The sequence below is a fragment of the Alicyclobacillus kakegawensis NBRC 103104 genome (assembly GCF_001552655.1).
Lineage (GTDB): Bacteria > Bacillota > Bacilli > Alicyclobacillales > Alicyclobacillaceae > Alicyclobacillus_G > Alicyclobacillus_G kakegawensis.
Genome location: NZ_BCRP01000023.1, coordinates 1 through 13596, shown reverse-complemented (window position 1 = coordinate 13596; position 13596 = coordinate 1). Strand labels below are relative to the sequence as shown.

The following is a 13596-nucleotide window of genomic DNA, read 5'->3' as shown; positions in this document are numbered from 1 at the left end:
CCGACAAGCAAGTCAGATGGAATGTACCTTGTGACCCAGTTGTAACCTAGATTTCTATTAGTTTAGATAGGCAACAAACTATTTTAATTGCTATATTCGAGAGACTTGGCCCGATTCCTTCAAGACCCGCAGAATTTTTATGTCTTAATGGATGTAGCCCTTGAGGTGATAATGGACTATTCCAACCGAGGATGGAAGAAACTGGTCCCCGGCTTGTCTCGGGACGATGTGCGTGAGTATATGTAAGTATATATCATCGATACGATGAACTAGGTGTTCGCGAGCACCCGCATCGATTCCGTCAAGCACATAGACCGGAACGAACTGGACATCGGCAATTGAGCGAGTCTGACAAGCAGGAGATCCGTGAACAGGTGAGGAAATACAAGAGAATTCCCAGACACCGATTTTCAAAGCGGAACGTCGCACCTGCGCACATGTGGCGCGTAAGCGGAGCGCTGTCCGGATGATTTCAATAGTTGACTGAACAAACTATTTGTGGTTTGCTGACAAAAGGCGCCGATCATATGCAAAACGCATGTTGGGATGGCGATTTGGAACTGGTTGTGGCATTGCTTTTTCTAATGTAAGAATGAATTTCATGATAGAGGACGATAGCAGCATGAAACGAACAGGTGATCAAGCCTTCATCAAGGAGTTGAACAAGTCGATTGTTCTTAACCTCCTACGCTTCCACAGTCCTATCTCGCGGACGCAGATTTCCGTTCAGACGGGCCTGAACAAGGCGACAGTATCGAGCATTGTAGAAGAATTGATTCACGAAGACCTGGTGCTGGAGATTGGCCACGGACGCGCCCGTGTAGGGCGGCGGCCAGTCTTGCTTTTGTTCAACTCCCGAGCTGGCTATGTTGTCGGAGTAGATTTGGGCGTGGATTATGTCCGCATCATCGTGAGCGACCTGTCCGGAGAAATTGTGGCTGTCCGCGAATTTCCCCTGGCGGACAACAAGAGCCCCCAACAGATGGTGGAATCCATTGTGCACGCGGTGGATGACCTCAAAGCGGAGCTTCCGTCTTCGTCGCTCGGTGTCATTGGTATGGGCGTTGGCGTTCCGGGACTGGTGGACTATTCCCACGGCATCGTGCTCAACGCGCCCAACCTGGCGTGGCGCGACGTGCACCTCAGCGCGCTCCTGGAGAACTACCTCAACCTACCGGTCTACGTGGATAATGAGGCCAACACGGGCGCACTCGGCGAGAAGTTGTTTGGTGTCGGCAAAGAGGTGTCGGATCTCATCTACATAAGCGCTGGCACGGGTATCGGCACGGGCATCATCGTCAACAACGAGTTGGTACGCGGCAGCCAAGGTATCGCTGGCGAGTTCGGACACATGACGATTGAGGCGCAGGGGCTCAAATGCTCCTGTGGAAATCATGGCTGTCTGGAGATGTATGCGTCGGAGCGCGCGCTCGTGCAGAAGTACCGTCAATTGACCGGATTGGCCTGCAGCAGTGAAGACATCCTGGCACGTCTGGATGCTGGGGATGCGGACGCGTTGCGGGCCATTCAAACGGTGGGTCAGTACCTGGGCATCGGGGTGGCCAACCTGGTGGGGGGACTGAATCCTTCGCTGATCCTCATTGGCAACCGTTTGTCCGCAGCCGGAGAGTGGCTGCTGCGCCCACTGGAGCAGGCCGTGCAGAACCGGTGCTTCACCGTTCCTTATACGCAGTTGCGCATCCAGACCTCGTCCCTCGGCCGCAACGCGTGCGCCGTCGGTGCCGCGTCCCTGGTGCTGCACGAATACTTCGCCGGCCCCCAGACGGCCGCGTGAGTGGTTGAGTATATCCTATAGATTTGCGGGCTGAGAGCGGCCAAATGGCCGCTCGAAACGCCCGCTTTGCTTCACCATCATTCCCGCACTAGGCTCACTTCAAACTGATACCTGCTGGAGGCATAGCGCACTTCGGAAAATTCCACCGGGGTGCCGGTCTGATCCGATGTTACACGTCGAATCATGAGAACCGGCTCGTCGCTGCGGATGCCCAGCTCCAACATGTCTTCGTACACGGAACGCGTCGCGGAAATCTGTTGACTGCCAAAAGATATCCTCACACCATGCTGTTCAAAAAAACCATAGATATGGTTGTACGCGTCCACATGCTGTTGGAGCTCGTCCAAAGCCGCCTTGGGCGGAGGAATTAAATAGGAGGTTTCTCGAAACACGGGCTCATTTTCGACCCAAGCAATACGACGAATCTGAATCACCTGGGCAGGCTGTTGAATGCGCAGATGGTCAGCCACAATCTGGGGATACGTCGTCATCATGCGTACCCCTCTAACGTCCATTTTGACCTGCCACCCACGTGCCCGCAGCTCCTCGGCGAAACCACGAAGCTTCGACGCCGTCAGAGATTCTTTATGTCGCAGTAGAAACGTCCCTTTGCCCTGCCGTTTAGCTAGGTATCCGAGCGACACGAGATCAGCGATGGCCTGGCGGACCGTTATCCGGCTTACACCCATTTCCTGCGCCAATTCTGTTTCCGAGGGAATTTGATCACCTGGGCGCCACCTTCCGGCCTGAATGTCGCGCAAAATTTCAGCCTTGAGGTGTTGGTAAAGCGGAACGCCCGTCTTCACACGCGAGCCCCCTCTGCAGTGGCCATTCCATATTTGAGAAAGTCAGATGGACCCAGGATGTATGGGAAGAGTTGATAACATTATAAAGTAATCCTCTTGGTAAAGTCAATTTTCTGCCTTCAGGGGGTGGTGTCTGGCCCGTAGACCTCAAGAGTAATACCCGGGCTCTGGCCACTCCCGGTTTACAAACCAATTCCCAACGTTCCGCAGCTTGAACTCTGCAGGGTTGTGCAATGTATGCGTGCGCACATTGCGCCAGAAGCGGTCGAACCCATAACGGGAAGCTGTCGAACGAGCGCCCATCACCTCGAAAATCCGCGAAGTGATATCAAGCGCTGTGTTGCCCGCTTGGACGTTGGCGGCTGCCACCAGCACTGCACATTCCCCTCGCTCCTCATCCGTGAGCGACACGCCTTTCTCCCACGTTTCGTCCAGCTTCACAGCCGCTTTCTCGACGAGGCTGAGTGCTGCCTGGTAATTTGTCCACATCTGTCCGTACCGACTTAGCGTCGATGGCTCGTCGGACGCGTTTTCAACCCCTGATCGGTACCAGGCCCGTGCCTCCGTCTTCGTATATTGCCGAGCTTCCTCCAGGGCGCCCAGTGCACTGCCGACGAATACCGACGCGAGAATGCTCTGGGAAAGAATGGGAGTCAACGTGGAAAATGCGTTGTCCTCCATATAAGCTCGTTCCAGGATCTCGGATGAATGCAGCTTCAGATTGTGAAAAGATACTGTCCCGCTGCCTGTCTGCCTCTGTCCCATGCAATCCCAGTCGTCATGCACGATCACCCCCGGACGGTCAGTTGGTACAATGCCTTTGCGCAATTCCCTGGTTTCTTGATCTTTCCATGCAATAACCAGCATATCCGAGTCTGGAGACCCAGAGCTGAATGACTTCCTTCCGTTCACAATCACGCCATCGCACGTTCTCTCTCCGAACGTACGGTTGTCAAGAGGGTTCACAGAATTCCCCCAAAAATAGTTATATTTGGCTGTCTCCGTGTAGTAGTACCGCTGTTGTTCCTCTGTTCCAGCAAGATGTACGGATGAAAGGCTGAGAAAATGGTATCCGTACACATGAGCCAGGGCTGCGTCGGTGCGGGCGAACTCCCGTACAACCCGCAGGACCGCGGACCAGGGCAGACCGAAACCGCCGTAACTCCTGGGAATCAACAGTTTCAACAACCCGCTTTCGCGTATCCAGTCCCGCTGCTCTTTTGGGGTGCCACCCACTTTATCGCGTTCCACGGCATCTTCGCGAAACCGTCTTGCCAATCGGGCTGCCTTCTCCATATAATCGATGCTTTCCTTGATAGCTTCAGATGGCATGCCAATACCCTCCTTTTCCAGTGAAACGGTTACGGTCAGTTGGGCCCTCCGCGCAAACTCCGGTGCTACCAAATCAAGACGGTCACGACGTAGACGATACCTACCCAGAAGAAGGGTACGATGGTGTAGCCCATAATCTGGCGGACGCTTAGACGAGCCAGCGTTAAGATGGGAATCAGCCAAAAGGGTTGCACTAAGTCGTTCCATGAGCAGCCCATCTGCACGGCCATACTGGTTCTCGCCACATCGGCCCCCAGGCTTTTGGCTGCTTCAATCATAAATGGTCCCTGAATCGCCCAATGCCCCCCTGAAGAAGGAGCAAAGAAATTGATGAGAAAAGAGCTCAAAAGTCCAAACAGAGGCAGGGTGTGCACAGTCGAGATATCAACCATCCACTTGGAAATGGCGACCGCCAGTCCTGAGGATTTCATCATGCCCATAATGCCGGCGTAAAACGGAAACTGGAGCACAATGCCGCCAATGCTTCGAACGCCTTCTGACACAGCGCGAACATAGGCTGCCGGAGTGCCATGAAACAACAACCCACAAAAGAGGAAGATAGCGTTCAATGTGTCAATGTCCAAAGACCCACCGGAGGAAAAATGATAGCCCAGGAAGCCGGCTCCCATGAGCACCATGATGACATTCAGCAGCCGCATCCTCTCCAACTTCTCGGCCGGCGTCCTGGCCGCCGGCACGCTGTCCTGTCTATCCGTCGTTTCCCATGAAGACGGATTGATATCGAACACGGCGTCACGCTTCGGGTGAATGAGGATATTGAGTATGGGCAGGGTGACCATCAGGACGACTGCATCCACCACAACAGCCGGAAGAAACACAGTTTGCCGCAAGGAGATTAATCCGCCAATCGACGCCGCGAACGGATTGCCAGCCGTGGCCAGGGTGATAGGAATGGTCGCGGACACCCCGAGGCCGTACACAATCCATCCTGAATAGGCGCTCGCAATCAACAGCGGATAGTGAATACCACGAATCCGCTTCGCGAGTTGCTGCGCCATCAAAGTCCCGGCAATCAACCCGAATCCCCAATTGATGTAGGAAGCGATGCACGAGACCACGGTCGCGCACACAATCGCCCCAAGGGGACTATGGACACGGGAGGCACACCAGTTCAAAAGTTTGGCGACTGGCGGAGATACTGCCAAGGCGTATCCCGTCACCACCACCAACGCGACCTGCATGGAAAACTCCAAAAACCCCCAAAAACCGTTCGACCAATCCCGTACCATCGCCGGCAAACTCTGATGAGAAACCGTGATGCCTAAAAGGAGCATCACCAGGGTCAGCATCATCACAAGCACAAACGGATCCGGCAGATATCTCTCCATGACTGCCGCGAAGAACTGGGTCGTGCGTTGCAAGGGATTCATTCGTACAACGGGTTGTTGTTTCAAGACGACGTTGGACTGCACCATTATGCCTCCTTCCGGACACCCGCGGCCTTATGCATGCCCCGTTGCCCTTGGACAGCAAGGGAGTAAAAAGGGGCACCGCTTCGCTTGGCCTCTCCTCCCAAAAAGCGCTAGTTTCTCACCTGCACTTGTCTCCCGGGATGGTCGTCAGGCAAGTACGGACGACCGCCGTACAGGTTGCCCCGCAGCGTGTCGAACGCATAATCGTTCCATACGAGCCCCCTCCTCTGGAGCGTGGGGACGACCATGTCGACAAAATCCACAAACGTCCCGGGTATGACGGCATACGCGACATTGAATCCGTCCACGCCCGCTTCGTCCACCCAGGCTTTCATCTCGTCGGCAATCCGGTCGGCAGTGCCCACGAACACAGGTCCCCGGCCGCCAATTCCGATAAACCGGGCGATTTCCTCCACGGTCCACTGACGGTCCGGATCCATTTTCGTAAAGACTTCCACCGCTGAGTGAATGGCGTCACTGCGGACATATTGCAGTGGCTCCGACGGCCCGTATTTGGAAAGGTCCAGACCGCTCCATCCCCCGTACAGGGCGAGCGCCCCCTCGTAGCTTGCGTGTTGGATGTAATCCAGGTACTTTTCTTCCGCCTCCGCCTGGGTCCGGCCAACAATGGGTGTGAACATGGAAAAAACGCGGATTTGCGACGGGTCTCGGCCAATCTTTTCTGCCTCCGCCCGGATAGACTGCACATAGGTCTTGGCCATGGCCAAGGTCGGTGCAATGATGAACACACACTCTGCGTGGCGTGCCGCGAACGCGCGCCCGCGCCTGGACACCCCCGCCTGGTACAACACCGGCGTGCGCTGGGGAGAGGGCTCGCAAAGATGGATTCCGGGAACAGTGAAATAGGTGCCATGGTGTCCAATGGCATGCACCTTATCGGGTTCCGCGTAGACCCCCCGCCTGCGATCCCGCACGACAGCATCGTCTTCCCAGCTGCCTTCCCAGAGCTTGTAGCAAACCTCAAGGTATTCCTCGGCGATGTCATAACGGGCATCGTGATCCATCTGTCGCTGGAGGCCCAGGTTGCGCGCTGCACTGTCCAAGTAGGAAGTCACGATATTCCAGCCCACTCGCCCCTTGGTCAAGTGATCCAGCGTGGACATCCGGCGTGCGAATAGATAAGGAGGCTCATAACTGACTGATGCCGTGACACCAAAACCTAAACGGGTTGTGACCTGCGCCATGACCGGCACAATCAGCATCGGATCATTGAGCGGGACCTGAGCGGCATGCCGAACTGCTGCATCCCGCGAGCCTTGATAGACGTCATACACTCCCAGTACGTCCGCCAAAAACACGGCGTCAAACCGACCGCGCTCCAATGTCTGGGCCAATTCGGCCCAGAAATCGATATCCGTATAGCGGTATCCTTGGTCCGACGGATGCGTCCAGAGCCCTGGAGATTGGTGACTTACGCAATTCATCACAAAGGCGTTGAGATAGATCCTGTCGTGCTTCATCCCTGTGCTCACTCCTTGCCGGACGGGAACCAGTCGACCGTCGTTGCTGCGGAGCCGTCGACCTGGACCGGCCCTCACGCCTCAGACTGGCGGATGAGATCCCACACCGGCTGGGTGTATGGCCGCTTGTCCGCATGAAGGTACTGATTGGCATACATGCGTACCGGATCACCCGCGTAGTACCGTTCATACAGCTGGTGCCGAGCACCCAGCTGACTGCCGATAAGGTCCCACCCAAGTTGAAATAGCTTGATCTTGGCACTCGCGGGCACAGTAGCTCCAGCGAAGTACTTGTCAATCAGATCAGACACCGTTCCTTCGTAAGCAGAGGCGCGTGATGGCACCTGCATGAATCCGCCGGCTCCGACTTGCTGCAAAATCTCGATTGCACGCGGATAGTATCGACTGTTAAGGTTGCGGGCTGTTTCCAGATACCCGATGGCCGGAATCTGGTTGCCAAATTCATCGAGATAGGAGTACACTTCAGAAGCCGTGACGAGAGCCTGCAGGGTGTCAACCTGGGTCAACAGCTCCCCCAGTTTCTCCTGGACGTGGAGAAATCCGTTGACCCCAATCGCCTCCGCCACGGCGCAGGCGACCCCCGTCACAAACCGGAGTTTGGCCACCGCCCGAACAACGGTTTGATGGAATGCCAGAGCGTTCGCCGAAGTGTTTTGCCTAAGCCGCCACACTGCGTCTGGGTTGTTCTTCAGCAACACGCGCTCCCACGGTACCAGGACGTCGTCAAAGATCAGCACGGCGTCCATCTCGTCATATCGACTGCTGAGCGGATGCTGTTCCGTGTCCGCCGACGCGAATGACTCCCTGCAGACAATATGAAGGCCCTGAAGGTTGGCGGGCACAATGAGGGCATGCGCGTATTCAGGATGGGCCGCATCCACGTGGTAAAAAGGGAAGATCAAAAAGTCGTGCGTATAAGGCGCGGCCGTAGCAATCATTTTGGCCCCACGGACAACCACGCCATCCGAATTCTCCCGTACAATACGCAACACCGCATCGGGATTCTCGTCGTCGATTCGCTTGGCTCGATTGATTTGGGGATCGAGCAGGGCGGTGGTCAAGAACCGGTCTTCGTCTCTGGCCGTTTCGTAGTACCGGGTGATTTTCTCGACAAAGTGCGGATCATCCGCGGCGAACGCCTCGCGTACTGCATACCATCCGGTCACCATCGACCTGGCATAGTCGGACAAGCGGCTCATTACACCTTGGGTTTGCTCGGCCCAATGTGCAAACGCCGCCGTGCGGCGGCCCAAATCTTCCTGGCTTTTGGGCACCAGAAACGCGTTGTGAACATAACTCCCCGACCGCGGACTCACGAATCCAATCTGCTCTTGAATACCTGGGGTATCCAAGGTATTGAACAAGCGTGAAATGGTACGAAGCGTTCCCGTGAAAGCCGGATGCTTTGTGACATCCGGCACCCGTTGACCGTCCAGCCAAACGTTTCGGCCGTCGCGCAGACTGGCCAGAAAGCGCTGTCCCCTGTCCATGGCGATTTACATTCCTCCAGACGTTGTATTCGACGGGATAGGTTCCGAAACGGTCAGAGACGAACCTGTGGACTGGGGTGCGGTTCGACTCTGCCTGGATGCCAGACTGGCCCCCTGCAACTTCAAAATATTGAAGATAGATTTCTTCACGTCTGCCAGCGACTCCAGGTCTCGGGTGTGAAGCCTGTCCGCAGGCAGAGTGACCACCTCCGCCACACGCCCCGGTTGCCCTTGCATAACGACGATGGTGTTGCAGAGATAGAGCGCTTCGTCAATGTCATGGGTGACCAACAGCAACGTGCAGCGGTTCTCTGCCCAAATCTCCAATAACAGGTCTTGCAGCTGCATCCGCGTGAACGCATCCAACGCACTGAACGGCTCATCCAACAGCAAAATGTCCGGGGACGCGACCAAGGCCCTGGCAATCGCAACGCGTTGCGCCATCCCACCGGATAACTGGCGAGGGTAAAACAATTCATACCCCCGCAAGCCTACTTTTTCCAAAATTGCCGAAGCTTCTTGATGCCTGGTTTTCCTCGAAGCCTGGAGACCGAATGAAACATTGTCCAAGACCGTCAACCATGGCATGAGCCTCGGCTCCTGGAAAATCACGCCCACCGCATCTTGGATTTGGCTGCCCGCCTGCTGGCCGTAAAAACTCACTACTCCCGATTCGGCCTGCTCCAAGCCCGCGATGACACGTAGCAACGTGCTCTTCCCGCACCCACTTGGCCCCAGGATGCCGACAATGTCCCCAGGCCCGACGCGGAAAGATATGTCCTCAAAGGCAACCTTCCCGTTCTTGAATACTTTGGTCAACTCACGAATTTCCAGCATGCACCATCCCCCTAGTGCCCTGGTGCTTGCGTGTCCAGCGAACCCCGTGTCTGCGGCCATCCAGTCTCGCGGTTGCCAAAGCTGTCATGCCAGTGCAACAACCTTCGCTCCAAAACACGCAAAATGCCGTCCGAGACCTTGCCCAGAATGGCAAAGAGAACGATGCTGCCCACTATCAACTCCGGGGCATACGTGTTTTGTCCGGTCTCCAATAAGTAGCCCAATCCCTGACTGGCCCCCATCAGTTCCGCCGCGACCACAAACATCCACCCGAGCCCTAACCCCGCCCGAAGCCCGGTGAAAATAGCCGGCAAACTGCTGGGAATGGTGATGCGCCAAATCAATTTCCACCGGGGAAACCGAAACACTTGACCGACTTCAAGCAGTTTCCTGTCCACGTATCGAATGCCGTTCATCGTGGCTAAATACACGGGAAAAAAGACACCTACGGCAATCAGCGTGATCTTTGAGCCCTCACCAATGCCCATCCAAAGGATGAACAAGGGGACCCATGCAAGCGATGGGACGGATCGCACGGATTGGATCATCGGGTCAATCAGCCATTCGAGCGTTTCGAAAAAACCGACCAATGCGCCCAGAACAAGCCCCGCCAAAGCACCAAACACAAACCCTAGGACGAGCCGGACACATGTCGCATCCACATCAGCCCAAAGAGTTCCGTTGCTGCCCATGGCCACGAATGCCTGGCAAATGGCACTGGGTGCCGGCAGCAGATCGGACGGGAACACACCGTGTTGACAGAGAACTTGCCACAGAACCACGACCACAACGGGAATCACAATGCCGACCAGAATTCTCTGCACCAGTCTCCGGGCGGATGGTGAAACCGACATACGAGCCCTCCCCCATCCAATAGCTCCCATCTCATCCTCACTTGACGACCTGCTGCGCAAACTGAGGCTGAAGATACTTGGCAACCACCTGTTTAACGTCTGCGCTCTTCGGAATGATGTTCGACTGCTGGAGAACTTGTCCCGTCTCCACCAAGGTCTGACGCTCCGCCTCTGATGGGACTGGATCTATAAAATCATTCCGGTCCATAACCACCTTGGCCACAGAAGGCTGCAGATTGGCGTCCTGTTCCACGATCTTCAACGCCTGTTGCGGATGGGATTTTGTCCATGTCCTGGCCCTTTCATACAACTCCAAGACTTGCCGCACGGCGTCAGGATACGTCTTGGCGAAATTGTCCCGCACGTTCAAAACGCAGTAGGAATTATAATTTGGGTTGCGATAGATCAATTTCGCTCCGTCCTGGACTTGCAGCTTGGCCATGTAGGGATCCAGTCCTGCCCAAGCATCCACCTGGTGCCTCAACAATGCGTCGGCGCCATTGTTGTGTTGGAGATTCACAATCTTTACGTCATTCACGGATAGCCCGGCTTGTTTAAGGGCCCGGACCAGAAAAATGTATGGATCCGTCCCCAGCGTGGCAGCCACGGTCTTCCCCTTTAAGTCGGCAACGCTATGAATGTCTGAGTCTTTATTGACCACCAAGGCCGTCCATTCCGGCTTGGAGGCCACGTATACCCCTTCAATCGGTGATCCCTTGGCGGCCGCCACCACAGCCGCTCCTCCTGCGGTCGTTCCGAAATCAATGCTGTTGCTGTCCAGATACTGAATCGCTGTATTGCTCCCCTGGTCCAAAACCCATTGCACCTTGATTCCTTCCTTGGCAAACGTTTGGTCTGCCCAGCCCTGGCTCTTCAGCACCAAGCTCAAAGGAGAGTAGTAAGCGTAATCCAGCCGGATCACCTTCGGAAGGTGCTTATTTTGTGCGGATGTCTGGGTACTGTTGCCTGTGTTGCTTGGAGAGCAAGCGGCGGTTGCCAGCGCCGTCATCAGAACGACTGCAGCCGTCCGCACAACGTCTTTCCGTATTCTCATCCATTCTCCCCCTCGTTGGACGCCCGGTTACACCATTTCCCAGACTTGTTCTCTCTGATTACAGGGACCTTATGAGGTCGCCGACCCGGAGGCGACGGAATCGCGCGAATCCGGAATCAACTCATTGGCAATCATTTCGCCAAACGGACTGATATAGGAACGCTCATCCGCGCTGCGGCTTTTCTCAACGGGGAGCAGAGGGAACAACAGTTCGGCCACCCGGTATGCTTCCTCCAGGTGTGGATAACCGGAGAGGATGAAGGTCTCAATACCAAGCTCTTGATACTCCTTGATGCGCGCCGCCACCGTTTCCGGATCACCGACGAGCGCCGTGCCCGCGCCTCCCCTGACCAATCCTACGCCCGCCCACAAGTTTGGACTGATCTCGAGGTGCGACCTGTCTCCTTTATGCAGCTGACTCATGCGCTGCTGACCCACGGAATCCATGCGGGCAAATATTTGTTGTGCCGCTGCAATCGTGTCGTCATCCAGGTATTGGATGAGTTCATCTGCAGCTTTCCAGGCCGCATCCGCGGTTTCCCGAACAATCACGTGCAGCCGGATGCCGAACCGCAGTTTCCGTCCCTGCTCTTCCGCTAGCTTGCGCACCTTGGATATTTTTTCTTCCACTTGGGAAGGTGGCTCTCCCCAGGTGAGATATACATCGACATGCCGGGCTGCAACTTCCATCGCCGCAGGTGATGAACCGCCAAAATACAATGGCGGATAAGGCTTTTGCACCGGTGGATAGAGTACCTCACCGCCCTCAATGCGCAGACGTTCGCCTGCATAATCTACCTTGCCTTCTTGGGACAGGAGGCGTCTCCATACCGACAGGAACTCGTCGGTCAGGGCGTACCGCTCGTCGTGTGGCAGAAACAGGCCGTCCCCGGCGTTTTCTACCGGATCTCCGCCGGTCACCACATTGATGAGCAGCCTGCCGTCGGAAAACCGATCCAACGTGGCCGCCATACGTGCCGCCAACGTCGGTGACATCAACCCTGGGCGAACCGCCACGAGAAACTTCAAGCGCTTGGTGAACGGCGCAATGGTAGACGCCACAATCCAGGCATCCTCGCACGACTTACCGGTCGGCAACAACACACCGGAAAACCCAACTTCGTCTGCAGCCTGTGCAATTTGGCGGCAATACGCGTGATTCACAGCCCGCGCGCCTTGGCGGGTTCCCAGATAACGACCGTCGCCGTGTGTGGGGATAAACCAAAACAACTCCATAAACACATCCACCTCCGTCGCTCCTGCTTGGCTCAATGTCCTCCGTGCTGCTCTTGGCGCGAACTCACGACAAGCGCAAAGCTACCGGATCGAATCTCTTTAGGAGAGCTTGCACAGCCTCGGACAGCCGTTCCTGCAGGTCTGGCGCGATATCATATCCGCCGGGCGATTCATTGCGTATAAACTGCGTGTCCAACCCGAAAACACTCTTCTCCAAAGCTGTGGCTCCCAGCACGGACAAAACCGGCTTCAGCGCGTATTCCAAGGCCAACAAATGGGCGATGGTGCCGCCGACAGCCACCGGCAGAACGGGCTTGTTCTCCAGCGCCCCGGTTGGCAGTAAATCTAAGTAAGCCTTGAGCACTCCGGTATACGACGCCTTATAGATTGGAGTTCCGATGACCACCGCATCCGCATCCAAAATGATCTGGTTCACTCGGGAAATCGTTGCGCTCTGGGTTCTGGCAAGCAACAAGTCCTCAGGCGGCAGATCCCGAACCAGGATGGTTTGCGTGTCAATGCCGTGGGCTTCGAAATGTTCACTGAGCCATTTCAGCGCGGCCGCGAGTCGGGATGGCTCCGATGGGCTTCCAGAAACCAGAGCAATACGGGTCATTCGGCATCCTCCTCATCTCTCCGATGCAATTCATGAATTCCATAAACTCCGATGAGCTAAGTTGAGTATATGTGGGGCTTACTCGCTTCTCAATAAAATGTTGATGATTTCGAGGTGAATAATCTGTATTCGATATAACGTTATGACGGGTGAGCAATGGACAATGGGCGACAGAGCACGACCACCGCGAATCTAGGTGTTATTGAGGGACAGGTGTTTCACCTTTTGGCCCGTCGAATGATGCGACATGGAACACGGTGGAGTGTATCCGGAGTGGACCCCTTGGGTCGCATGATGACGGTTTGAGTTAATGAGGAGGACTTTCGTACCGGTACAGGTGTCACCCAGCAAAAGCGTACGAATTGGGTGGCAGCCGCGCAGAGTGTCTCCCACGGGCACGACATTGCCATGCGCAAGCAGTGGGCAGCAGAAGAGTGGCTGCAGGTGCACTTACCTGCGCTCAAGGGCCCATGCGGCCAGGCCTTGGGTCAAGTACGTCCTGCGTCAATGGGTCCACTCTCCATTCACGATCGCCTAATGCCTACAGTGAGATGTCTCACTTATTGGAACCTGACCCGGACTGAAATGATGAGCGTGTAAAGTTTCAGTAGGGGCTTTTCCCCGGGAGGAAGGGGGAAGGC

Annotated in this window: 11 protein-coding genes; 1 reads left to right on the top strand and 10 read right to left on the bottom strand. The window is 55.6% G+C overall.

Going from position 1 to position 13596, the window contains the following annotated elements:
- Positions 1-622: 622 nt before the first annotated feature.
- Positions 623-1795, top strand: a complete 1173-nt coding sequence (locus AK2_RS13780) for an ROK family protein (RefSeq protein ID WP_083521226.1) — start codon at positions 623-625, stop codon at positions 1793-1795.
- A gap of 77 nt (positions 1796-1872) precedes the next feature.
- Here the strand turns inward: AK2_RS13780 and AK2_RS13775 are convergent, their stop codons facing one another.
- The 10 genes from AK2_RS13775 to ssuE all read right to left on the bottom strand — a co-directional run bounded on the left by AK2_RS13775 (position 1873) and on the right by ssuE (position 12955).
- Positions 1873-2601, bottom strand: a complete 729-nt coding sequence (locus tag AK2_RS13775) for a GntR family transcriptional regulator (RefSeq protein ID WP_067935618.1) — start codon at positions 2599-2601, stop codon at positions 1873-1875.
- A 147-nt stretch (positions 2602-2748) separates the two neighbouring features.
- Positions 2749-3933, bottom strand: a complete 1185-nt coding sequence (locus tag AK2_RS13770) for an acyl-CoA dehydrogenase family protein (protein WP_067935615.1) — start codon at positions 3931-3933, stop codon at positions 2749-2751.
- A 65-nt stretch (positions 3934-3998) separates the two neighbouring features.
- A complete protein-coding gene (locus tag AK2_RS13765; RefSeq protein WP_217994709.1) occupies positions 3999-5366 on the bottom strand; it encodes a short-chain fatty acid transporter in 1368 nt (455 codons plus the stop codon).
- Between the two features lie 110 nt (positions 5367-5476).
- Entirely contained in the window at positions 5477-6847 is a 1371-nt protein-coding gene (locus AK2_RS13760; protein ID WP_067935611.1) for an LLM class flavin-dependent oxidoreductase, read from the bottom strand.
- Positions 6848-6921: 74 nt separating this feature from the next.
- Positions 6922-8358, bottom strand: coding sequence for a 4-hydroxyphenylacetate 3-hydroxylase family protein (locus AK2_RS13755; RefSeq protein WP_067935607.1), 1437 nt, complete (start codon positions 8356-8358; stop codon positions 6922-6924).
- A gap of 6 nt (positions 8359-8364) precedes the next feature.
- On the bottom strand, positions 8365-9195 hold the full coding sequence (locus tag AK2_RS13750) for an ABC transporter ATP-binding protein (protein ID WP_083521225.1): 831 nt from the start codon (positions 9193-9195) through the stop codon (positions 8365-8367).
- 11 nt (positions 9196-9206) lie between these two features.
- On the bottom strand, positions 9207-10049 hold the full coding sequence (locus AK2_RS13745; RefSeq protein ID WP_245632915.1) for an ABC transporter permease: 843 nt from the start codon (positions 10047-10049) through the stop codon (positions 9207-9209).
- A 37-nt stretch (positions 10050-10086) separates the two neighbouring features.
- Entirely contained in the window at positions 10087-11103 is a 1017-nt protein-coding gene (locus tag AK2_RS13740) for an aliphatic sulfonate ABC transporter substrate-binding protein (protein WP_083521223.1), read from the bottom strand.
- 69 nt (positions 11104-11172) lie between these two features.
- The gene (ssuD, locus tag AK2_RS13735; protein WP_067935685.1) at positions 11173-12339 is read right to left on the bottom strand and encodes an FMNH2-dependent alkanesulfonate monooxygenase; all 1167 of its coding nucleotides are present in this window, start codon (positions 12337-12339) and stop codon (positions 11173-11175) included.
- 64 nt (positions 12340-12403) lie between these two features.
- Positions 12404-12955 carry an NADPH-dependent FMN reductase gene (gene ssuE, locus AK2_RS13730; RefSeq protein ID WP_067935604.1) on the bottom strand — a complete coding sequence of 184 codons (552 nt, stop codon included), beginning with the start codon at positions 12953-12955 and terminating at the stop codon, positions 12404-12406.
- Positions 12956-13596 lie beyond the last annotated feature (641 nt).

What these genes read in the sequence shown, in the direction of transcription:
- AK2_RS13780 (WP_083521226.1), top strand. Translation starts at nt 623, where the DNA reads ATGAAACGAACAGGTGATCAAGCCTTCATCAAGGAGTTGAACAAGTCG.
- AK2_RS13770 (WP_067935615.1), bottom strand. Translation starts at nt 3,933, where the DNA reads ATGCCATCTGAAGCTATCAAGGAAAGCATCGATTATATGGAGAAGGCA.
- AK2_RS13760 (WP_067935611.1), bottom strand. Translation starts at nt 6,847, where the DNA reads ATGAAGCACGACAGGATCTATCTCAACGCCTTTGTGATGAATTGCGTA.
- AK2_RS13755 (WP_067935607.1), bottom strand. Translation starts at nt 8,358, where the DNA reads ATGGACAGGGGACAGCGCTTTCTGGCCAGTCTGCGCGACGGCCGAAAC.
- AK2_RS13750 (WP_083521225.1), bottom strand. Translation starts at nt 9,195, where the DNA reads ATGCTGGAAATTCGTGAGTTGACCAAAGTATTCAAGAACGGGAAGGTT.
- AK2_RS13745 (WP_245632915.1), bottom strand. Translation starts at nt 10,049, where the DNA reads ATGTCGGTTTCACCATCCGCCCGGAGACTGGTGCAGAGAATTCTGGTC.
- AK2_RS13740 (WP_083521223.1), bottom strand. Translation starts at nt 11,103, where the DNA reads ATGAGAATACGGAAAGACGTTGTGCGGACGGCTGCAGTCGTTCTGATG.
- ssuD (WP_067935685.1), bottom strand. Translation starts at nt 12,339, where the DNA reads ATGGAGTTGTTTTGGTTTATCCCCACACACGGCGACGGTCGTTATCTG.
- ssuE (WP_067935604.1), bottom strand. Translation starts at nt 12,955, where the DNA reads ATGACCCGTATTGCTCTGGTTTCTGGAAGCCCATCGGAGCCATCCCGA.